The organism is Alloalcanivorax profundimaris (assembly GCF_015265435.1).
In the GTDB taxonomy this organism is placed as follows: Bacteria; Pseudomonadota; Gammaproteobacteria; order Pseudomonadales; family Alcanivoracaceae; genus Alloalcanivorax; species Alloalcanivorax profundimaris.
In genome coordinates, this window is sequence record NZ_JABJWH010000001.1 from 37,605 (window position 1) to 57,863 (window position 20,259).

19 protein-coding genes are annotated in these 20,259 nt (G+C 69.2%); 7 read left to right on the forward strand and 12 right to left on the reverse strand.

All coding sequences use genetic code 11. From position 1 onward, the window contains the following. From HMJ39_RS00170 to HMJ39_RS00180, 3 genes are all read left to right on the forward strand, one after another. Entirely contained in the window at positions 1-867 is an 867-nt protein-coding gene (locus HMJ39_RS00170; protein ID WP_194295823.1) for a helix-turn-helix transcriptional regulator, read from the forward strand. Positions 868-1,007: 140 nt separating this feature from the next. Further along, positions 1,008-1,250: a hypothetical protein gene (locus tag HMJ39_RS00175; RefSeq protein ID WP_161385183.1), complete on the forward strand. Its 243-nt coding sequence runs from the start codon at positions 1,008-1,010 to the stop codon at positions 1,248-1,250. A gap of 134 nt (positions 1,251-1,384) precedes the next feature. Further along, positions 1,385-2,677 (forward strand): DUF1835 domain-containing protein, encoded by a 1,293-nt coding sequence (locus HMJ39_RS00180; protein WP_194295824.1) that lies wholly within the window; start codon positions 1,385-1,387, stop codon positions 2,675-2,677. 216 nt (positions 2,678-2,893) lie between these two features. Here HMJ39_RS00180 and HMJ39_RS00185 read toward each other — a convergent pair whose 3' ends face one another. From HMJ39_RS00185 to HMJ39_RS00220, 8 genes are all read right to left on the reverse strand, one after another. Next, positions 2,894-3,613, reverse strand: coding sequence for a response regulator transcription factor (locus tag HMJ39_RS00185; protein ID WP_194295825.1), 720 nt, complete (start codon positions 3,611-3,613; stop codon positions 2,894-2,896). After that, on the reverse strand, positions 3,613-5,562 hold the full coding sequence (locus HMJ39_RS00190; RefSeq protein ID WP_194295826.1) for a sensor histidine kinase: 1,950 nt from the start codon (positions 5,560-5,562) through the stop codon (positions 3,613-3,615). Before HMJ39_RS00190 ends, HMJ39_RS00185 begins: the two co-directional genes overlap by 1 nt. Positions 5,563-5,597: 35 nt before the next feature. Then, a complete protein-coding gene (locus tag HMJ39_RS00195) occupies positions 5,598-6,587 on the reverse strand; it encodes an LLM class flavin-dependent oxidoreductase (protein ID WP_194295827.1) in 990 nt (329 codons plus the stop codon). A 61-nt stretch (positions 6,588-6,648) separates the two neighbouring features. Then, positions 6,649-6,888 (reverse strand): YdcH family protein, encoded by a 240-nt coding sequence (locus HMJ39_RS00200; RefSeq protein WP_194295828.1) that lies wholly within the window; start codon positions 6,886-6,888, stop codon positions 6,649-6,651. Positions 6,889-6,984: 96 nt separating this feature from the next. After that, on the reverse strand, positions 6,985-7,815 hold the full coding sequence (gene djlA, locus HMJ39_RS00205; RefSeq protein ID WP_194295829.1) for a co-chaperone DjlA: 831 nt from the start codon (positions 7,813-7,815) through the stop codon (positions 6,985-6,987). Further along, complete coding sequence (locus HMJ39_RS00210) at positions 7,815-8,639, reverse strand: hydroxypyruvate isomerase family protein (RefSeq protein ID WP_194295830.1); 825 nt, start codon at positions 8,637-8,639, stop codon at positions 7,815-7,817. Before HMJ39_RS00210 ends, djlA begins: the two co-directional genes overlap by 1 nt. Before the next feature lie 68 nt (positions 8,640-8,707). Further along, positions 8,708-10,639, reverse strand: coding sequence for a cytochrome c/FTR1 family iron permease (locus HMJ39_RS00215; protein ID WP_194295831.1), 1,932 nt, complete (start codon positions 10,637-10,639; stop codon positions 8,708-8,710). Between the two features lie 107 nt (positions 10,640-10,746). Continuing rightward, the gene (locus HMJ39_RS00220; RefSeq protein WP_194295832.1) at positions 10,747-11,415 is read right to left on the reverse strand and encodes a DNA-3-methyladenine glycosylase I; all 669 of its coding nucleotides are present in this window, start codon (positions 11,413-11,415) and stop codon (positions 10,747-10,749) included. 88 nt (positions 11,416-11,503) lie between these two features. Between HMJ39_RS00220 and HMJ39_RS00225 the strand changes: the two genes are divergently transcribed. Both HMJ39_RS00225 and HMJ39_RS00230 read left to right on the forward strand, forming a co-directional pair. Further along, positions 11,504-12,733, forward strand: coding sequence for a pyridoxal phosphate-dependent aminotransferase (locus HMJ39_RS00225; RefSeq protein WP_161385192.1), 1,230 nt, complete (start codon positions 11,504-11,506; stop codon positions 12,731-12,733). Between the two features lie 11 nt (positions 12,734-12,744). Beyond that, positions 12,745-13,188, forward strand: a complete 444-nt coding sequence (locus HMJ39_RS00230) for a hypothetical protein (RefSeq protein WP_194295898.1) — start codon at positions 12,745-12,747, stop codon at positions 13,186-13,188. Positions 13,189-13,357: 169 nt separating this feature from the next. Here the strand turns inward: HMJ39_RS00230 and HMJ39_RS00235 are convergent, their stop codons facing one another. Continuing rightward, positions 13,358-14,320 carry a class I SAM-dependent methyltransferase gene (locus HMJ39_RS00235; protein WP_194295833.1) on the reverse strand — a complete coding sequence of 321 codons (963 nt, stop codon included), beginning with the start codon at positions 14,318-14,320 and terminating at the stop codon, positions 13,358-13,360. Between the two features lie 115 nt (positions 14,321-14,435). Between HMJ39_RS00235 and htpX the strand changes: the two genes are divergently transcribed. Then, positions 14,436-15,332, forward strand: a complete 897-nt coding sequence (gene htpX / locus HMJ39_RS00240) for a protease HtpX (protein ID WP_161385194.1) — start codon at positions 14,436-14,438, stop codon at positions 15,330-15,332. 8 nt (positions 15,333-15,340) lie between these two features. Here the strand turns inward: htpX and HMJ39_RS00245 are convergent, their stop codons facing one another. Together HMJ39_RS00245 and HMJ39_RS00250 are read right to left on the reverse strand one after the other, a co-directional pair. Continuing rightward, positions 15,341-16,087 (reverse strand): polyamine aminopropyltransferase, encoded by a 747-nt coding sequence (locus HMJ39_RS00245; RefSeq protein ID WP_194295834.1) that lies wholly within the window; start codon positions 16,085-16,087, stop codon positions 15,341-15,343. Continuing rightward, complete coding sequence (locus HMJ39_RS00250; RefSeq protein WP_194295835.1) at positions 16,087-18,969, reverse strand: DUF748 domain-containing protein; 2,883 nt, start codon at positions 18,967-18,969, stop codon at positions 16,087-16,089. Before HMJ39_RS00250 ends, HMJ39_RS00245 begins: the two co-directional genes overlap by 1 nt. Positions 18,970-19,126: 157 nt before the next feature. Here HMJ39_RS00250 and HMJ39_RS00255 point away from each other — a divergent pair, with 157 nt between their 5' ends. Continuing rightward, on the forward strand, positions 19,127-19,618 hold the full coding sequence (locus tag HMJ39_RS00255) for a hotdog fold domain-containing protein (protein ID WP_161385197.1): 492 nt from the start codon (positions 19,127-19,129) through the stop codon (positions 19,616-19,618). On the opposite strand, the gene HMJ39_RS00260 is transcribed toward HMJ39_RS00255, so the two are convergent. Next, complete coding sequence (locus HMJ39_RS00260; protein ID WP_194295836.1) at positions 19,593-20,246, reverse strand: alpha/beta family hydrolase; 654 nt, start codon at positions 20,244-20,246, stop codon at positions 19,593-19,595. The two genes, HMJ39_RS00255 and HMJ39_RS00260, sit on opposite strands and share 26 nt — an antisense overlap. Positions 20,247-20,259: the final 13 nt, after the last annotated feature.

A 20,259-nucleotide genomic window follows, 5' to 3' on the forward strand; every position in this document is an offset into this window, starting at 1 on the left:
ATGTCCATAGCACAGCGCGTTTTCCACGGGTCCTTCGGGCGCGTCGCCTTGCTCGACATGGACCACACCCTGGTGACCCACTCCCACCACGAATGCCATGTGCTGGTGAAAGCGGCCGGGGCCGACACCTTCTTCAACGTCAACGGCCGGCGGGTGCCGCTCACCGACCGCCACGCGGTGCTGGTGAACGCCTGGCAGCCGCACTTCTACGACCACCAGGCCGGCGCCGGGCCGACCCAGATCCTGGCGCTCTACATCGAGCCCGCCTGGCTGGCGGAGATCCAGCATTCCCTGGCACTGAGCGCCCACCCCGGTTTCTTCACCCAGTCCAGCATCGAGCTGAACAGCAAGAACCGCCGGCTGGCGGACTACCTGATCGCCGAGGCCTACTCCCCGGACCTGGTGCCCCGGGAGCGCATCGAATCGCTGCTGTTCGATTTTCTTATCGAGCTGATCGAGGACCACTCCGAGTGGCGCCAGCTGCGCCGCCTGGGGGCCCGCTCCCGGCTCGGTTTCCAGGACACCCGCATCCGCCGCGCCTGCGACTACCTGCGCAACCACGTGGACGACCCGGACTGCCTGGCCAACGCCGCCCGCGCCGCCAACCTGTCGCGGGCCCACTTCTTCACCCTGTTCCGCCGCGACACCGGCATGTCACCGATGCTGATGCTCAACGACACCCGCATGCGGCGCGCCTTCACCTGGCTGGAAACCCAGCGGGCCGGCACCCTGGGGCAACTGGCCGAGGACCTGGGCTTCTCCGAACAGGGCCATTTCACGCGCTTTTTCCAGCAGCACATCGGCGCCGCGCCCAGCCAGTATCGGCGGGTGATCGACAGCTACGCCGGTCAGACCCCGCCCCTGTAAGCCTTTTTGCGATTTTGCTGTACGTTATTTCCTACGTAACGTTCAGCCAATGACGACAGACAAGGGGCCACGCCGATGGCACCTTGCAACCATGAGCGATCGGTGAGGAGACCGGCGCGCGGGGCGCAAGGAGAGCAATCATGATGAACGGACGGTATTGGGCGGTCACCGTGGAAAGCCCGGATGGCCAATGCAATGTGTACGCGGTGTCCTACCCGCGAAAACCCACCGAGGATCTGGCCGCCGGCCTGGTCCGCCCCCAGTTGGGCATGCCCCTGGGGCTTCCGGACGAGTACCGCTGGCAGGAGGACGCCAGCCTGCGCGCCCTGGAAGCCGCCGGCTACCGGCTGCTGGAAATCGCGCCGCCCCAGGGCCGCGAGTAAAAACTCCATAAAATCAGCGCTCTGGCGCGTTTTACTCACGGGTTGTTCATTGACCCGGGCGCCACGATGGTCAACCGTAATTCATGCATCGAATGTCACTGCCAGACGGGCGTGGCAAGCAACCGGAGACCATCATGACGCCGTCCGCCACCGTCGATCGGGACGACACCTCGCTGAGCAACGGCCGCTTCCATCTGGATGACCCGGTGGCCGACGCCCGTCGTCTCCTTGACGCGGCCCGGAGCGGCGACGGTCGTTCCCAGGCCCGCCTGGCCCTGCACCGGGTCACCCCCGAGGCGGTGCCCCTGGAAATGAAGGACGCGCTGCAAACCGTGTCCCGGGAAATGGGGTTCCACGATTGGGACACCTTCGAACGCCACGTGGGCGAGCTGGACGCCGCCGCCCGCCGCGCCGGCGACGAACTGGACGGCGAACAGACCACGGTGCACATCCGCTGCGGCGATGATCTTCGCGACGCTCTGCCCCAATGCGGCCTGCACGGCCAGTGCCTGACCTTCGCCGATCCCTTCTGCATCGGCCCGGTGCAGCGCCTGCCCCGGGAGCGCTTCATCGAGGAGCGGGCCCGCTTTCTCGCCCAGGCCCTGACCCTGGACGCGGAACAGACCCTGTCCCGCCAGCAGCGGGAATACCAGGAGCTGGAAGACGCCGGCGCCGACGAGCGGGTGGTGCTGTGGTTCGAGCACGACAGCTACGACCAGCTGATCCTGGCCCACATCCTGGACCACTTCGGACGGCGCTGGCCGCGGGTACGGGTGGAGCTGGTGGCCGCCGACGCGGTGCCCGGCGTGGCGCGCTTCGTGGGGCTGGGCCAGCTGGCGCCGGAGGTGCTGGGCTGGCTGTGGGAGCAACGGCGGCCGGTGGATGAACCCCTGCTGGTGCTGGGCCGGCGCGCCTGGCGGGCGGTCACCGCCGATACCCCGGACGGGCTGGACCGGCTCAGCCAGCGCATCACCCCGTCACTGCCCATGCTGGGCCGGGCGCTGCGCCGTCATCTGCTGGAATTGCCGGACGAGGAAACCGGCCTGGGGCTGAGCGAGCAGCTCACGGTGCAACTGGTGGCGGAACGCGGGCCCAAGCCCGCCGGCGAGATTTTCCGGGATCTGATGCTGGAGCGGGAACCGCTGCCCTATCTGGGCGACAGCCTGTTCCACTGGATGCTGCGTCCGCTGCTGTCCGGTCCGGCGCCGGTGCTCGAGGAACGGGGCGACGCGGATCTGCCCTGGGCGGAACGGGAGCTGTCCATCACCCACCACGGTCACGCCGTGCTCAGCGGGCACAATAACTGGCTGGATACCCATCCGCCCCGGCGCTGGGTGGGCGGCGTGCCCATCGATGGGGATCGTCAAAGCTGGTGCCTGAACAAGGCCACCGGACGGCCGCAACGGCGCCCGGCCAATTCGCGTTAGCGAACGCGGCGGGAAAAGCCATTGCCGGTGATACCGCCCCCCGCGATATCACCGGCCCCGGCGGCGCCACTTCCCACGGCGCCGCCCCTGACGAGGTTCCCCCCTTAGGACGCCCTCGCTCCCAACCGACGCCACCGGCGCAATCACACGACGACATCGAAGTGCCAGTATCCAGACCGGAGCGGTCCTGTGTCAGTCTCATTTCTCTCAAAACTCTCAAGTTTCGTTCACGGTGCCGGTGAACACCACGCCCTGGCCGAAGATCGAACGGATTGGAAGGTCGATGCCGTTGTCCCGGGCCTTGCGCCGCAGGCGGCTGAGAATCACATCGATGCGGTGGGTGTCCGGACTGTCGGCATGGGCGAACATGAGATCGTGGAGCGCGTCCTTGCTAAACACCTGCTGGCTGCCGCGCAGCAGAATCCTGAGCAGCGCCGTTTCCTGCTGGGACAGCTCCAGCTGCCGATCGCCGGGCCCGCGCAGCCGGCCGGCGGCGGCGTCCAGGCGCCAGCCACCGGGGCCGTCGCCATGGCGCGCCCGGGCCGGATCGGCGGCGGCGTCCCGGCGCAAACGGGCCGCCAGGGTCTCCAGCGCCTGGCCCAGATCGGCGAAATTCAGCGGCTTGACCAGGAACAGATCGGCGCCCAGGTTGAGCGCGCGCAGCTTTTCCTGCTGGCCGCCCTTGGCGGTGATGATCACCAGGCCATAGCCGCCCATCTGATGCAGGTACTCCACCACGCCGAAACCGTCCTCGCCGGGCAGGCCCAGGTCGATCAGAACGATGTCCACCGGGTTACGGTGCAGATGCTTCCAGAAGGTTTCGGCGCTGTCCGCGCCCCAGGCGCCATAGCCCTGGTGACGCAGGAAAAACAGCAATTCCTCGCGCAGGTCATCGTTGTCCTCGACGATGGCGAGTTTGGGAAAGGATGCTTCCATCAGGACGACGCCTCCTCCGGCAACATCGGCAGAGTGAACAGAAAACAGCAGCCCCTGGGGCCGTTGTCGGCCAGCACCAGGTCGCCGCCGTGGGCACGGGCGATCTGCCGGCTCACGTACAGCCCCAGGCCCACGCCGCGCTCGCCGCCCGGGCCCGCCGCCGGCGCGGCGCGACGGTAACGCTCGAAGATCACCGCCACCCGGTCCTCGGGGATGCCCGGCCCGTGGTCGCGGATCGCCACGCACCAGAGATCGCCGCGCCGGCTCACGTCCACCCGGGGGCCGCCGTCGCCGTATTTCACCGCGTTGTCGATCACGTTGGACAGCGCGATGCGCATCATCGCCGGGTCCAGCCAGGCGGGCCGCGCCGGCGCCACCGCCGGCGGCGGCTGGTCGTCCAGGGTGAGCCGCCAGTGGCGGCCCGCCGGCCGTACCAGGGACGCGGCCTCGGTGACCAGCTCACGCAGGCACACCCGGCGCCGGTCCAGCCACAGGTCCTCGGCGTCCAGGCGGGCGTCCGCCAGACAGTTGTCGGTGAGCTGCACCAGCCGGTCGGTGGCGCGGCCGATCTTGTCGTAGCGGCTGACCTGGCGGGCATCGGACGCGCCCAGGTAGCGCAGATTCTGCAGGCTGGCGGCGATGATCGCCAGCGGCGTGCGGAACTCGTGGGCCACCAGCCCCATGAACTGGCGCTGATTGAAACGGGCTTCCCGCTCCACTTCCAGGGCGCGGGCCAGCTGCAGCCTTTCCCGCTCCCGGTGGCGCTTGACGCGCACCTGATAGACCGCCAGACCGGTGACCATCAGCATGTTCACGATCAGGGCGTACTGCCAGACCACGTACATCTGCCGATAAAAGGGGATCCAGCCCAGCGTGGAGAACAGGCCGAACAGGCTGGCGACGATGCAGATCAGCGGGTTCAGGCCCAGCAACACGGACGACAGGCGGAAACGGTCCCGCCACCACACATACAGGCAGGCGGTCACGAACACCGCGCAAGTGGTCAGATACACCAGGCTCTGCACGCGGATCGCGGCGCCGTAGAGATCCAGCGGCACGCTCAACAGCAGCACCAGGATCACCGCGCAGGCGGTCATCAGCAGGCGGTGGGCCCAGGGCAGGCGCCGGCGCAGCTGCAACGCCTCCGAGGCCATCCACAGCAGCAGGCCGTAGGCGGCCAGGGTGAACAGGCTGGTGAGGTAATGCTGCAAACGCCAACCGATGCCCGGGACCATCCAGGCCACGTAACCCTGGATGCAGGCCACCAGCACATAGGCGGCGGACATGCCGGTAACCGACCACAGCAAGCGGGTGCGCAGCACCACCGCCAGTACCAGGGCCAGCAACGCCGACAGGGTGGCGAGCCCGAAGTAAAAGCTCCAGAACGCGGTGGCGCGGGAGGCGGCAGGCAGGAACTCCTCCGGGTTCCAGACATTCATCTGCAACAGCACGGCGCTGCTGCTGGCGACCCGGAACAGCATCTCGTAGCCGCGCTCGTCCGGCGGCAGCACGAACAGGGAGAAACGGTGGTCGATGTCGCCGATGGGCCCGTCGAAGGTGTCGCCGGCGCGGCGCTGGCGCCAGGGCCCGTCGCTGCCCAGGGGCCGGTAGAACAGGCGGATGTCGTCGACGAAATTGGGCTTGAGTTCCAGCCAGTGTTCGCCGTCGGCCACCCGCGCCGGCGGCAGCACCACCCGCAGCCAGAACACGGTGCGCGTGTAGCCGCGCGAGAAGATCCCGCTCCGTGGGGCGCCCTGGCGCAGCGCCGGCAGCATGGCGTCCGGCCCGGCGTCGCCAACCGGATCGGCCATCACGGTGTAGGGCAGATCCGGGCCCAGGCGGGCCGGCGACGCCGCCGCCGGCATGGCGATCAGCCAGGCCAGCGGCAGAAACAGAAAGGCGACGCGCCACCAGTGCCCTGGCGACCGCCGCGATCGAGGTGAATGCAAGGACGAGCCCCCTGTCGCGGGGACCCGTCAGCGGATTACAGGTCCCGGCAGAGCCGCGCGGCGATGTCGAACGAGCGCAGCCGTTTATCGTGATCGAAAATCCCGCCGGTGATGATCAACTCGTCCACGTTGGTGCGGTCGCGGAATTCACGCAGGCCCGCCATCACCGTATCCGGGGAGCCGATCATGGCGTATTTCATCGCCTGACGCACGCCGTGGGCCTCCATGGGCGACCAGACCTCGTCCATGTTCTCCACCGGCGGCGGCAACGGCCCCGGCCGGCCCCGGCGCAGATTGACGAACTGCTGCTGCATGGAGGTGGCCAGGAAAGCGCCCTCCTCGTCGGTGTCGGCGGCGAACACGCTGACGCCGGCGGCGGCGTAGGGCTTGTCGAGCTGTTCCGAGGGCTGGAAATGGGTGCGGTAGACGTGCAGCGCCTCTTCCAGGGACTCCGGAGCGAAGTGCGAGGCGAACGCGAACGGCAGCCCCATTTGCGCCGCCAGGCGGGCACTGAACAGGCTGGAACCGAGCAGCCACAGCGGCACCTTGCTGCCGGCGCCGGGCACCGCTCTCACGCGCTGGTCCGGGGACGGATCGTCTAGGTAGCCCTGCAGCTCGGCCACGTCCCGGGGGAACTCCATGGCGTTGCTGTTCAGATCCCGGCGCAGGGCGCGGGCGGTTTCCATGTCGGTGCCCGGGGCACGGCCCAGGCCCAGGTCGATGCGGCCCGGGAACAGGGCCGCCAGGGTGCCGAACTGCTCGGCGATCACCAGGGGCGCGTGGTTGGGCAGCATGACGCCGCCGGACCCCACGCGAATGCGCTGGGTGCCGGCGGCGATGTGGCCGATCACCACGCTGGTGGCGGCGCTGGCCACGCCGGGCATGTTGTGGTGTTCCGCCACCCAGTAGCGGGTATAGCCCCACTGCTCCGCGTGGCGGGCCAGATCCAGCGAGTTGCGCAACGCCTGGCCGGCGTCGCCGCCACGCAGGATCGGGGCGAGATCGAGAATGGAATATGCAGTCATCGGGCCTCCCGAGCCGGAATGAATGCCTACCCAGATGGGGATGGCGCCCCCGTTTTAAAGGTCAGTCACCGTTCAGGCGGCGCAGGATCACATCCTTGAGATGCAGCCGCTCGGCCTTCATGGCCTCCAGGTCACGGTCGGCGATGGGGTTTTCGCGCAGCTCCAGGCCCCGAATGGTCTTGTCCAGGCGGTCGTGCTCCTCCACCCGGTCACGGAACGCCTGTTCCTCCTTCATCAGCGCGTCGATGCGCTCGCGGTGTTCGGGAAATTCATGGTGAATGCTGTGCGACTCTCCGAGCATGGCGGCTACTCCTTCCGCGTACGGGCGGCGCCGGACGGCGCCGCGTGTCAGTGTCACGACTGTCCAAATTACTACCGCCGGGGCGGCCTTGTCATCTCAGCGGAAGCCCCGGGATTCCTTGATCATTTCATAGGCCTTGCTGATCTCGGCGGTCTTCTCCGTGGCCATGCGGATCATCTCCTCGGGCACGCCCCGGGCGGCCAGCTTGTCCGGGTGGTTCTCGCTCATCAGCTTGCGGTAGGCCTTCTTCACCTCCTGGTCGGAGGCGGACTCGGCCACCCCCAGCACCTGGTAGGCCTGGCTCAGCGACGGCCGCGAGGCATCCGCCGCGCCGCCGGCGCCACCGCCGGCCCCGGCACCGCCGAAGCGCGCCTGGGCCAGGATCATGTTGAGGATCTGGCGGAACTGCGCCTCCGGCACGCCCAGACCAGCGGCCACCCGGTAGAGGATGCGTTCCTCCTCGGCGTGCAGGTCGCCGTCCGCCAGGGCGGTCTGCAGCAGCATTTCCAGGAACACCACCACCAGGTGGCGGCGATGGCGCACCTGCTGGCGAAACTCCGCCACCGTGCCGTCCAGGGGGAAATCATCCGCCTTGCCGCGCCGGAACGCCTCCTGGGCCCGGCGGCGCTGCTCCGCGTCCAGCTGCATGCGGGTCATCGCCGCCTCGGCCTGGCCGATCTCCTGCTCGCTGACGCGGCCGTCCGCCTTGGCCAGATGGCCCATGATCGAGAACACCGCCGAGAACAGGGCGTCCTGCAGGGCTTCCTTCTCGCCGGGGGCGTAGGGTCGGAACGGGTTGAAGGTGCGCACCCGCTCCACGCCCCGGTCCAGGAAGTGGCCCACCAGCACGCCGACGATCAGGCCGATGGGCCCGCCCACCAGCATGCCCAGCAGGCCGACGATGATCTTGCCACCCCAGCTTCTCATCAATGCGTCTCTCCTTTGCCGTTGACAGAAAGGGACTCCGAATCGCCGCCAAGGTTCGCCAGCCAGGCCAGCGAATCGGCGGTGGGTCCCCGCGGGTGATATTCGGCGCTGGCCCAGCCCCGGTAGCCCAGGGCGTCCAGGCGCGCCAGCAGCGCCGCCAGGGGCAGCGAGCCGGTGCCCGGCTGGTGGCGCCCCGGACAATCGGCGAACTGCACGTGCTCGATCCACGGCAGGCACTGGGCCAGGGACGCGTCCAGGTCCTCGCCCATCACCCGGGCATGGTACAGATCGTACTGCAGGCGTAGTGAAGGCTCGCCCACCGCCTGGATCACCGACAACGCCCGGGCCGGCGTGTCGATCAGGTAACCGGGCATGTCCAGGCGGCTGTTGATGGGCTCCAGGGTCAGCACCCGGCCGCGCGCGGCGGCGCGCTCGGCGGCGTGGCCCAGGTTGTCGATCAGGGTGACCCGGGCCCGCTCCGGGTCCACGGCGGCGCCGGGAATGCCGGCCATGGCGTGCAGACGCGGGCAGCCCAGCGCCTCGGCGTAGTCCAGGGCCCGCTCCAGGCCATCGCGGAACGCCGCCTCCCGGCCGGGCAGCCCGGCCAGGCCGCGCTCGCCGGCGTCCCAGTCCCCGGCGGGCAGGTTGAACAGCACCGGCACCAGGCCGTTGTCGTCCAGGGCGGCTTTCACCTCGGCCGGCGGCCAGGCATAGGGAAACAGGAACTCCACGCCCCGGAAGCCCGCCGCGCGGGCGGCGGCGAAGCGTTCCAGGAACGGCAGTTCAGTGAACAGCAGGGTCAGGTTGGCGGCGATGGGCGGCATGGGGCTCGATCCGAATCGGGGAGCCCCAGCCTAACGCGCCCGTCCTTAATGACAAGCGCCGCGGGCGGCTAGGCGGCGGACCGCCCGGAGCGCCACCAGGCCAGCACCGCCAGCACCACCGCCACCGCCTGGGCCAGGGCGCCCTGGAGGGTGGGGAAGAAGCCCACCCACTCCACCGTGGGCCAGCCCGGCAGGTAGTTGGCGTTGAGCAGGCCGGCTTCCTGCAGGGCGGCGATGCCCTTGCCGAGCAGGATCACCGACAGCACCAGCAGCACCAGACTGGTGGCCTTGAAGAACAGCCCCAGGGGCAGCTTCATGCCGAGCCGGAAGATCAGCACGCACACCACCGCCAGCGCCACCAGGGCGGCGCCCATGCCGTACAGCAGGAACGGCTGGGTGGCCTCGGTGACCTGGGTCCACAGGGCCTGGTAGAACAGGATGGTCTCGAACATCTCCCGGTACACGGAGATGAAGGCCACGAAGGTCAGCGTCCAGATGGTGCCGCTGCCCAGGGCGGTGTCCACCTTGCCCTTCAGGTAGCCCAGCCACTTCTGGCTGTTGGAATTGCTGTGCATCCAGAAGCCCACGTAGAACAGGATCGCCGCCGCCACCAGGCCGGCGATGCCCTCGGTGAGCTCCCGGGAGGCGCCGCTGAAGTTGATCACCGTGGAAGCGGCGAACCAGGTGGCCACGCCGGCCAGGATCGCCACCACCCAGCCCAGGTGGATATGGCGGGTGGCTGAGGTGGCACCGGCCTTGCGGGTGAAGGTGAGCAGCGCGGCCACGATCAGCAGCGCTTCCAGGCCTTCCCGGAACAGGATGAAGAAGCTCGCCGAGAAGGTGGCGGTGGCGCTCAGGCCGTCGCCGCCCAGGGCGTCGGCGGCCTGGTTCAGGCCGGCCTGGGCCTCGGCCACGCGCTCACTGACTTCCTCGGCGGGGGCGCTCTCCTGGATCGCCTCGCGCACCGCCATGAACTGGCGTTCGGTGCTGCGCATCAGCTCCCGGTCGATGGCGGAGATCTGCGATTCCAGCATCTCGAAGCCGTCCAGATAGGCGGACAGCGCCGCCGACCGGGCGGCGGCGCGGTCGCCGGCGGCGTAGGCCTGGTCCGCCTCGGCCAGCTTGGCGGCGCTGATTTCCACGAACCGGTTCTGGCTGAACAGGGCCCCGGGCTCGCTGCGCAGGTAGCCCATGGCGGCCAGGGCGTCGTCGCCGTAGGCGTCGCGGGCGTCCGCCGGCGCCTTGGCGATCACCGTGTCCAGGGTCATGTCGGTTTTCAGTTCCTGGTTACCGGCCAGGGCCTGCTTGCCGGCCTCGGCTTCGTCGGCGGGCACCGCCTTGCTGCCCACGTAGAACGCCAGGGCCCAGCGCTCCGCGTCGCTGAGCTGCTCCTGGTAGCCGGCCATGCCGGTGCCTTCCACGCCGCCGGTGATGGTGGTGTACAGGCCCAGCACCGAGCGGCCCATGTAGCGGGCGCGCTCATGGAAGTCCGTGGGCGCCGGCTCCAGGGCGGCGCCGGCGGGGCCGTCGCCGCGCCCTTCCGGGCCGTGGCAGGCGACGCAGTGGGTCTGGTAGAGCTGCTCGGCGGCGGCCATGTCCGGCGCCGCCTTGGGCACCACCGGCAGGCCGTAGACGTCCACCAGGGAGCCGCGGATCTTCTGCGCCAGACCCTGAATACGCCCCTCCGGGGCTTTGTCGTCCACCGCCGCTTCCAGGTCGCGGGCCTGGCCCAGCAGCACGTCCTTGCCCTCGGCCTGGGGCAGGCCCTCGATGCCTTCGCTGAGCAGCGCGGTGAATTCGTCCATCTCCGCGTATTCCGCGTCGCTGACGATCTCCCCGTCCTGCACCGCGTTGATGTAGTCCGCGCCCACGTATTCCACCAACTGCACCAGGGCGGTCTGGTCCGCCGCCCGGGCGGTGGCGGTCAGGGCGGACAGGGACAGCGCGAAGAGGGACAACAACAAAAAGACGCCCCGGGGGCGCCGCTTGAGATGGGTCATGAAACCGGTTTCCACTGCTTTAAAGTGAATAATTCTTATTTATGTTCCTATTCCGGGCACCCGCTGTCAAAAAGTTTTGTTTGTAACGAGACCCGTGCCCGGCCCGCTCAGCCCACGGTGAAGGCGAGGATCTTGCTGATGTGCGCCTGGGGCCGGCCGGACTCCGCCTGCCACTGGTTGAAGGCGGCCTGGGCAGCGCGCTGGTCGCGCTGGCTGGCCGGCGCCTTGTCGATGATGTTATGGCCCTTCAGCGCCGCCACCACGTCGCCGGTGGGGTACCAGGTGTCGCGGCCCACCATGCGCAGGAAAGCCGCCCCGGAATTGCCGCCCAGCTGCTTGCCGCGTTTCTTGAGCAGCTGCCACATGCCCACGGTGTCGTCGGCGGGCCAGTCCGCCAGCCAGTCGCCCACCGACCCGTATTCCTGGCGCAGGTCCAGAACCAGCTGGGCATTGTGCCGAATCGCCTTCATCTTGCCCCAATGGCGGATCAGGCGGGTGTCCTGCATGCGCTCCTCGAGCATGGTGTCCGGCATCAGCACCAGCTTTTCCGGATCGAAGCCGAAGAAGACCTCCTCGAAGACCGGCCACTTGGCGTCCACCAGGGTATGGGTGAGGCCGGCGCGGAAGATGCGCCGGGTCAACGCCGAAAAATAGAAAGCGTCGTCGGGCTTACGCAATTGGGCCGGCGTTTTCACCGCCGGCAATTGCGCCTCGACCTGTTTGACGCCGCCCTTGCGGTTCACCGCCAGCGCCATCAGGTCCCTGAATTCAATCATCGTCTTCCTCTCGCGGCTGCTTCATATACAGTATTTTCCCGCCATTGTAGAATTCCGGTCTTTACCCGGACCAGGACGGACGAGTTTCATGAGCGGCAATCGAACCACGGTCAGCAAATCCGACAAACTCCACGATGTCTGCTACGACATTCGCGGCCCGGTGCTGCGCGAGGCGCACCGGCTCGAGGACGAAGGCCACCGGGTGATCAAACTCAACATCGGCAACCCGGCGCCGTTCGGTTTCGAAGCACCGGAGGAATTGCTGCAGGACGTGATTCACAACCTGCCCGACTCCACCGGCTACTGCCACTCCAAGGGTCTGTTCCCGGCCCGCAAGGCGGTGATGCAGTATACCCAGACCAAGGGCATTCCGGACGTGACCGTGGACGACATCATCATCGGCAACGGCGTGTCCGAGCTGATCGTGATGGCCATGCAGGCGCTGCTCAACAACGGCGACGAGGTGTTGCTGCCGGCACCGGACTATCCGCTGTGGACCGCCGCCGTGCGGCTGTCCGGCGGCAACCCGGTGCACTACCTGTGCGACGAGAAACAGGACTGGCAACCGGCCCTGGACGACATCCGCGCCAAGATCACCGACCGCACCAAGGCGCTGGTGATCATCAACCCGAACAATCCCACCGGCGCCAACTACGATCCCGCCCTGCTCCAGGAAATGGTCAAGATCGCCCGCGAGCACGACCTGATCATCTTCGCCGACGAAATCTACGACAAGATCCTCTATGACGACGAGGTGCACACCTCCATCGCCTCCATGGCCGAGGATCTGCTGTGCATCACCTTCAACGGCCTGTCCAAGAACTACCGGGCCGCCGGCTTCCGCGCCGGCTGGATGGTGATCTCCGGCGCCAAGTACCGGGCGGAAAGCTATATCGAGGGCCTGGACATGCTGGCCAGCATGCGGCTGTGCGCCAACGTGCCCAGCCAGCACGCGATCCAGGCCGCCCTGGGCGGCTACCAGAGCATCAGCGATCTGGTGCTGCCCACCGGACGACTGGGCCGCCAGCGCGACAAGGCGTGGGAAATGCTGGACAGCATTCCCGGCGTGAGCTGCGTGAAGCCCAGGTCGGCGCTCTACCTGTTCCCGAAACTGGACCCCAAGGTGTTCCCGTTCCAGGACGACGAGGCCTTCGTGCTCGACCTGCTGCGCCAGGAAAAAGTGCTGGTGGTGCAGGGCACCGCCTTCAACTGGCCCAACCCGGATCACTTCCGGGTGGTGTTCCTGCCGCGCCTGGACGACCTGCAGGATTCCATCGGCCGCATCGCCGAGTACCTGGACCGCATCCGCAAGAAGTAACGCCCGTGGCCATGCACCTCCATATCGACGACTTCAGCCAGGATTGCGCGCGCATTCTGCTGCAGCTGTACGCCAGCTTTCCGCGCCCCGCGGCGGTGTACGTGGAGGACCTGTGCGGCCCGGACCAGCTCGACGAGGTGGGCCTGCACAGCAAGCGCCACCTGAGTTGCCTGGGGGCCATGCTGTGGCTGGCCGAGGAAGGCTACCTGCGTTTCGGGGACACCATCTTCCAGGAGGGCATCGAGGAGGCGGTGCTCAGCCGGCACGCCTTCCTGCTGCTTACCGCGCCCAGCGATCCCTTGCCGGCGCCGCCGCCGGCGGCGCTGCCGGATTCGGTGCGCGCCGAGCGGCTGAGCCTGGCGGAGCAGCTGCACGAGGCCCTGCGCGAGGGCCACTCCCCCACCCTCAAGACCCTGGTGCGCGCCCTGCTCTCCTCCGCGCCCGCTGGTCGCTGACGTCGAGGCGACATCGGTAGGTTCTCCATCGGAGGCGCGGAGTGGCGTGGCCCCCTTTCCGGGAACGCCGTGAACCCATCCCTGGGGGCTCCCGGTTTGACATCCTGTCAAACAGGGTCCCGGAAAGGGGGCCACGCCACTCCGCTTCGAGGTGAACCGCAACGGCGGGTTATTGAAAGGTGGGAGCCTCGCCACTCCGCGTCTCCGATGGAGAGTCCACCGGCCGAACATACCGGTAGGCGAGCGCCTTGAGCGCCGGTTCGGCGGCCTCGTCGAAGCCGGGGGCGCCGGGCAGCGCGGCCGCCAGGGTGGCGCCGGGCAGGTTGTCGGCCACCAGCGCCTGAAGCCATTCCTGGTCCAGCCAGGGCGCGTTCAGGCAGATCAGCAGCTCCGCCTCCGGCGCCAGCAGCTTGGGCAGCCGCCGCAGCACCTTGGCGTAGTCCCGCTCCACCTGAAAGCTGCCTCTCTGGGCGCTGGGCGGGTCCGCCACGATCAGGTCATAGCGGCCCAGGCTGTGCAGTTTCTTCCAGCTGCGGAACACATTGTGCGGCAGGTAGTGCGCCTCGGCGTCGCCGAAGCCGTTGGCTTGCTGGTTAGCCTGGCCCAGGGCCAGGGCCGGCCGGGACAGGTCGATGTTGACCACCCGCTCGGCGCCGCCGGCCAGGGCCGCCACGGAGAAGGCGCAGGTGAAGCTGAACAGATTCAGCACCCGCTTGCCCCGGGCGCGTTCGCGCAGCCAGGCCCGGCCCGGGGCCATGTCGGCGAAGAAACCGAGGTTCTGGCCGCGTTCGAAATCCAGCCGGTAGCGCAGACCGCCCTCCTCCGCCCAGGGGGTGGCCGGCAACGCGCCGTGCACCACCCGGGTTTCCGCCGGGCGGCGGTGGCGGTGCTGGCACACCAGGGTGTCGCAGCCCAGGGCGGGCAGCGCCTCGCTCAGGCGCGCTTCCAGGGCGGCGCGCAGCGGCTCCGGATAATCGTCGAACAGGGTGGCCACCAAAACCGGGGGGAACCGGTCAAGGGTCAGCCCTTCCCAGCCGAGCAGGGTCTTGCCACGGCCGTGAAAAAGGCGGTGCCGGGCGTCCTTCGGGGGAACCAGGAACGGCGCCAATAGGTCTACGTTCTGTGGGGTCATGATGCGGGGATCAGGGACGGCTCAAAGGCGGCGAGTATCGCCGCGCCCGGGCTTGAACACAACCGCCTCGCCCCCATTGAGAACTGGCTTTTTCATTTGTGGGAGAACCTTCGGAATGATGCGCATCGCGCTGTTTCTGCTGACCAACCTGGCGGTGATCGTGGTCGCCAGCATCACCCTGAGCCTGCTGGGCGTGAATTCCTACCTGGCTCAGAGCGGCAGCGGCCTGAATCTGGGCAATCTGCTGATCTTCAGCGCCGTGTTCGGTTTCGCCGGCTCGTTCGTGTCGCTGCTGATTTCCAAGCCCATGGCCAAGTGGTCGGCCCGGGTACAGACCATCAAGCAGCCTTCCAACAGCGGCGAGAAATGGCTGCTGGACACGGTCCGCGAGCTGTCCGACAAGGCCGGCATCAAGATGCCCGAGGTGGGCGTGTTCCCGGCCCAGCAATCCAACGCCTTCGCCACCGGCTGGAACAAGAACGACGCCCTGGTGGCGGTGTCCCAGGGCATGCTGCAGCGCTTCCGCCCGGAAGAAGTGCGCGCCGTGCTGGCCCACGAAATCGGCCACGTGGCCAACGGCGACATGGTGACCCTGAGCCTGATCCAGGGGGTGGTGAACACCTTCGTGATCTTCGCCGCCCGGGTGGTGGGCTCGGTGGTGGACAGCTTCCTGCGCCGGGACGGTGGCGGCGGGCTGGGCTTCGGCTACTACATCGTGGTGTTCATCGCCGAGATCATCTTCGGCATCGCCGCCAGCACCATCGTCATGTGGTTCTCCCGGCGCCGGGAATACCGGGCCGACGTGGCCGGCGCGCAACTGGCGGACCGCCGCGACATGATCGGCGCCCTGCAGCGCCTGAAGGCCGAGTACGAGGTGCCCAACCAGATGCCGGATTCCCTGGTGGCCTTCGGCATCAACGGCGGCGTGCGCCATGGCATCGCCGCTTTGTTCCGTTCCCATCCGCCGTTGGATGACCGGATTCAGGCGCTCAACGAGAAACGCTACGGCTGAGCGCCGCGCTAATCGAGCTGGCGGATGTGGTACTCCAGCTTGCCCTTGCGCAGGGCCTTGCCCAACTCCGGGTGGGCCTGCACCCGGCGGCGCAGATGAATGCTGCGCGCCGGGTCCCGGGTGAAGGCGATCACCGCGTTGTGGCAGTCCGCGCAGGACAGCCGGAAGCGGCTGCTCCAGGCCGCCATGGTCTCCGCGTCGCCGGCGTGGCTGGCCCGGTATTCGGTGTAATCCCCGAAGTTCATCACCAGGGTGCCGTGGTCGCTGACGTGGCGTTCCAGGGTGGCCAGCCACGCCTTGTCCGCGGGCACCGCCCGGCTCACCGCCTCGTTACTGGGGGCGAACAGGTCCTCGATGATCAGATCGAAGGGTTCGCCGTCGTAGGCCTGGAGCCAGGCCACGGCGTCGCCCAGCACGGTTTGCTCGCCGGGCTGGACCACCGAGAACACCTCCCGGGCCACCGCCAGATGGTGGGCATCCAGCTCCACCGCCACCAGCCGCTCCGGGGCCAATAGCGCGCGCAGCGGCGGCACCAGGGAGCCGCCGCCCAGGCCCAGGATCAGCACCCGGCGCAGGCGCGCCGGGTCGCCGAGCAGGGCCGGCAGCCACAGCAGGTCCCAGACGCTGCCGGTGACCAGGCGCTTGGGGTGGAACTCCGAATGCTGCACGCCGTTGGCGAACAGCCGCATGCGGGCGCCCTGGCGACGCACCTGATAGAGCACCCCGTCTTCCCGCCGTTCCCAGATCACCGCCATCAGAGGCCCTCGGCGCCCAGGGCCACGCCGGCCCGGTCACCGTCCGGGCGCGGTTCCGCCAGGCGCACGCGCTCCGCCTCCAGGCCCAGCTCATCGGTGAGGATGCGGCGCGCGCGCTCGGCGCGGGTTGCCGCCAGGTCCACCAGGGCGTCGCCGTCCACGCCGTCGGCGGCGTTCTCCAGCAGGCGCCGCCAGGCCTGGCGGGCACGCTCGGTGTCGTCGTCGCCGAGGCCGGCGGGGTCCGCGTCGAGACGGTCCCGATAAAGGTCCAGAATCCGTTCGCGCCCCTCTTCCCCGGTCAGGGCGGTGTCCAGGCCGCGCCAGTCGCCGCCCATCTCGTCCACCAGCCGCGCCTCGCCCAGGGCACGGCGGTCGTCGCCGTTGGCCTGGCCGGTGAGCACCAGGGTCAGGTTTTCGCGCTGGCCGAGAATCTCCGCCAGGGTGCCCAGGGCCTGGCGGGTGTCCGGCCCGGGCCGGTCCGCGCCGGCGGCATAGGGTACGTACTCCAGGTCGCCGTCGCCGCCGCCCACCAGGCCGGCGAGCATGGAAAACGGCGCCGTGGCCGCTTTCACCAGCACGTTGCGCAGCACCCGGAACACCAGACCGCCGACGCTGAAGTCCGGGTCCGACAGATCCCCGGACAAACTCACCGGCAGGCGGATCATGCCGGAGCCGTCGCGCAGCACGGACAGGCCCAGCTTCACCGGTATGTCCATGGCCTGGTCGCTTTGCACCCGGTCGCCCAGGTAGAAGTCGTCCGCGGCCACCAGGGTGGTGCTGTCCAGTCGCTGGTCCTTGAGGCTCACCTCGGACTGCACGTCCAGGCGGCCCCGCTCCACGCCGAAGCCCAGGTAACGGGCGGTGAACGGGGTCAGGGTCTCCATGCCGTAGCCCTTGAGGCTGCCGTCCAGATCCAGGGTCAGGGGCTGGGCGTCCACGGTCCCTTGCAGGGTCAGGGTGGCGGTGCCGTTGACCTCGCCCCGGGTGTCCACCCGGGCTTTGCCGCCGGCGGTATCGAAGTCGTCCATGTGGCCGCGCCAGTCCTCCACGGTGACCTGGTATTCCGGCGACAGGGTCAGATCCCGGTGCGCCAGCCGCGAATCCTTCACCGACACCCGGCCCAGCCGCACCCGCCAGGGGGCGCCGCCGTCGTCCTCGGCGCCGTCGCCGCCCAGGCGCGCGCCCAGGCTCCGGCCCTGGTCGTCGAGCACGTGCAGAAAATCCAGGCCACGGGCGGCGAGGCCGTCGATGGCCACCCGTTCGTCGCCGGTGTTCACGGTCAGGCCGTCGGCGCTCAGGTTGGCCACCGACAGGAAGCGCCGGCCGCTCTCGGACAGGGCCCCGTCCGCCACGCTGGCGCGGCCGGTGAGGGTCACCGTGGGGCCGTCGCCGCTCACCGCCAGCGCCAGGTCGCCGCCGGCGCGGCCCTGGTCCACGGTGATCGGCACCGCCGCCTCCACCCAGGGCGACAGGGTGGCCAGGGGCAGGCCGTCGAATTTCAGCTTCGCCTTGAGGTCCAGCGGCGCCAGGCGGCCCTCGCCGGAATGGCTCAGGGTGCCCTGCTCCAGCACCTTGGTGTCGCCCTGCCATTGCCAGCGCACGCCGTCCTGGTCCAGGCGGAAATCACTGATCGTCAGGGCGCCGTCGGTGAGCGTCAGCTCCCGGGGCGTGGCCAGGGTGGCGTCGCGGAACACGGCAGCGGCGCCTTCCACGGCGAAGCGGTCCAGGCGGATGCGCCAGTCCGCCTCCCCCTGGCGCAGCTCCTCGGCGGTGTCCTCGGCGCGCTCGCGCACCTCCTCCTTGGCCCGTTCCGCCCGTTGCGGATCGTCGGGCAGGAACAGGGTGGCCAGGTCCAGGCCCTGGTCGGTGAGCACCGCCCGGGCGGCGGGATCGCGCACCGTCACCTCGGGCACCGTGAGCGTGCGCCCGGCGGTGTCCAGGGCGACGCCGGTCATCGCCAGCTCCGGCACCGTCACGCTGTCCTGGTCGCTGTCCTGGGGGCGGATGCGCAGGCCATCCAGGGTCAGCTCGCCGTTGTCCACGGTGAGGCTCTGGCCGGGCTCGGCGCTGAAGCGGTAGTCGGCGCCCAGGCCCAGCACCCCGGCCGGCACCTGGAACCGCACATGGGGCGCCAGCAGGCGGCCGAAGGACACCAGGTCCACCTTTTCCATGCTCAGGTGGCCGTCGACGCTGAACGGCGCGAAATGGAAGCGGCCGTCCCAGTCCAGGGTGCCGCCGTCCGGGCCTTCCACGCGCAGCTGGTAGCGGTTGTCGTCCTCGCCCACGCCACGGGTGGTCAGGTCGTCGATGGTGAAGGCCACGGGCAGGGTCAGGGTCACCGGGGCGTCGCCGGCGGCGTCGATCAGGTCCAGGCCGCCGCCGCTCAGGCGCAGGTGTTCCACCGTGAAGGCCGGCGGGCCGGCCTCCTGGTCCGCCGTCTCCGGCTCGTCGGCGGCCGGGTCCTCGCGGCCCAGGCGGGCGATGATGTCGTCCAGGTTGAGGGCGCCGTCCGCATCGCGGCGCAGCCGCGCGTCCAGCCCCTCCAGGTCCAGGTCGCCCACCCAGGGGCGCCAATGGAACAGGGAGGACCACAGCTCGGCGTTGAGATAGAGGCGGTCGAAGCGCGCCAGGGTGCCGGTGTCCGGGTCCGCCACCGAGAACCCTTCGGCGGTCACCGACAAGGTGAAGGGGTTGAGGGCCACCCGTTCCAGGGTCACCTCCCGGCCCAGCAGGTCGGTCAACCGCTCGCGGGCCTGGTCCCGGACCCAGCCGGGCAGCAGGAAGAACACCACCAGGGCGTAGAGCACGTACAACGCCGCCAGAATCGCCAGAGCGCGGCCGCCCCATCCCCGTGAGCGCCACCACCGAGCCGGTGTCTGCATGAATCACCGTCCTTATTCATAGAACGCCGTATCCTAACACCCAACTCACCGCCATGGCCCGGCATGGTCCCCGGCGCCCGGCGGATTCCGCCCCGCCGGCCATTGCCCGTCACCGCGCCGCGACGACAATGGGCGCTTTCCGATCGGGAGTTTTTCCATGAGCGACAATTACCTGCTCAAGCTTTACCAGCGCACCGCCCGCCTGCCCAAGGGCAAGGTGCTGTTTTCGCGGCTGTTCGCCCGCCAGGCGCCCTACTTCGGCACCGTCCGGCCGCTGGTGGAGGAGCTGCGGCCCGACTACTGCCGGGTCACCTTCAAGAAGCGCAAGGCGGTGCAGAACCACATTGGCACGGTGCATGTGATCGCCATCTGCAACGCCCTGGAAGCGGCCATGGGCGCCATGGCCGAGGCCTCCATTCCCAAGCACCTGCGCTGGATCCCCAAGGGCATGGACGTGCGCTACACCGCCAAGGCGGACAGCGACATCAGCGCCGTGGCGGAGGTGGAAGCCGGCGCCTGGGAGAACGGACCGGACGTGCCGGTGGCGGTGACCGCCCGGCGCGCCGACGGTACCCCGGTGGTGGAAGGCACCATCCATCTCTGGGTCACGGAAAAACCGGGGGTCACCGAAAAACCGGCCCGCCCATGAAGGCGGCGGCGCGGTCGGCGGCGGCGGCCAGATTGGCGTCCTGGTCGCCGCCGCTGCGTTTGCGCGGCTTGAGGTCGTGATCGCCATCGAACACCCAGTGCAGGGTCAGCGCCGCCGGCAGCGGGTAGCCCGCCACCTCCTCGCGCTTGCCGAACGGGTCCCGCTCGCCCTGGCAGATCAGCACCGGCCCGGTGAGGTCGGGGAAATGATCCAGACGGGTGCGCTCCGGCTTGCCCGGCGGGTGGAACGGATAGCCGAATACCACCGCCCCGGCCGGCGCCGGCGTGCCCGGGGCCGCCAGCAAGTGCGTGGCCATGCGCCCCCCCATGGACTTGCCGCCCACCCAGAGCGGGCCCTGGGCCCGGCCCGCCACGTCCTCCAGCACCGCCTGGAAGCGGGCCAGCAGTTTCGGTGCCCGGTCCGGCGGCGCCTTCACGCCTTCCGCCCGGCGCCGTGCCATGTAATCGAATTCGAAACGCGCCACCGCCACCCCGCGCGCCGCCAGCAGCGCCGCCATGCGCGCCATGAAGGGGCTGTCCATGGGCGCGCCGGCACCGTGGGCCAGGATCAGGGTGGCATGGGGCGCGCCCTCGGGGTGGTCCCACAGCAGGGCGGAAGGTTCGGGCATGGCCGGCTCTCCG

Coding starts and splice junctions, on each gene's coding strand:
- HMJ39_RS00170 (WP_194295823.1), top strand. CDS start 1: ATGTCCATAGCACAGCGCGTTTTCCACGGGTCCTTCGGGCGCGTCGCC.
- HMJ39_RS00175 (WP_161385183.1), top strand. CDS start 1,008: ATGATGAACGGACGGTATTGGGCGGTCACCGTGGAAAGCCCGGATGGC.
- HMJ39_RS00180 (WP_194295824.1), top strand. CDS start 1,385: ATGACGCCGTCCGCCACCGTCGATCGGGACGACACCTCGCTGAGCAAC.
- HMJ39_RS00185 (WP_194295825.1), bottom strand. CDS start 3,613: ATGGAAGCATCCTTTCCCAAACTCGCCATCGTCGAGGACAACGATGAC.
- HMJ39_RS00195 (WP_194295827.1), bottom strand. CDS start 6,587: ATGACTGCATATTCCATTCTCGATCTCGCCCCGATCCTGCGTGGCGGC.
- HMJ39_RS00200 (WP_194295828.1), bottom strand. CDS start 6,888: ATGCTCGGAGAGTCGCACAGCATTCACCATGAATTTCCCGAACACCGC.
- djlA (WP_194295829.1), bottom strand. CDS start 7,815: ATGAGAAGCTGGGGTGGCAAGATCATCGTCGGCCTGCTGGGCATGCTG.
- HMJ39_RS00210 (WP_194295830.1), bottom strand. CDS start 8,639: ATGCCGCCCATCGCCGCCAACCTGACCCTGCTGTTCACTGAACTGCCG.
- HMJ39_RS00215 (WP_194295831.1), bottom strand. CDS start 10,639: ATGACCCATCTCAAGCGGCGCCCCCGGGGCGTCTTTTTGTTGTTGTCC.
- HMJ39_RS00220 (WP_194295832.1), bottom strand. CDS start 11,415: ATGATTGAATTCAGGGACCTGATGGCGCTGGCGGTGAACCGCAAGGGC.
- HMJ39_RS00225 (WP_161385192.1), top strand. CDS start 11,504: ATGAGCGGCAATCGAACCACGGTCAGCAAATCCGACAAACTCCACGAT.
- HMJ39_RS00230 (WP_194295898.1), top strand. CDS start 12,745: ATGCACCTCCATATCGACGACTTCAGCCAGGATTGCGCGCGCATTCTG.
- HMJ39_RS00235 (WP_194295833.1), bottom strand. CDS start 14,320: ATGACCCCACAGAACGTAGACCTATTGGCGCCGTTCCTGGTTCCCCCG.
- htpX (WP_161385194.1), top strand. CDS start 14,436: ATGATGCGCATCGCGCTGTTTCTGCTGACCAACCTGGCGGTGATCGTG.
- HMJ39_RS00245 (WP_194295834.1), bottom strand. CDS start 16,087: ATGGCGGTGATCTGGGAACGGCGGGAAGACGGGGTGCTCTATCAGGTG.
- HMJ39_RS00250 (WP_194295835.1), bottom strand. CDS start 18,969: ATGCAGACACCGGCTCGGTGGTGGCGCTCACGGGGATGGGGCGGCCGC.
- HMJ39_RS00255 (WP_161385197.1), top strand. CDS start 19,127: ATGAGCGACAATTACCTGCTCAAGCTTTACCAGCGCACCGCCCGCCTG.
- HMJ39_RS00260 (WP_194295836.1), bottom strand. CDS start 20,246: ATGCCCGAACCTTCCGCCCTGCTGTGGGACCACCCCGAGGGCGCGCCC.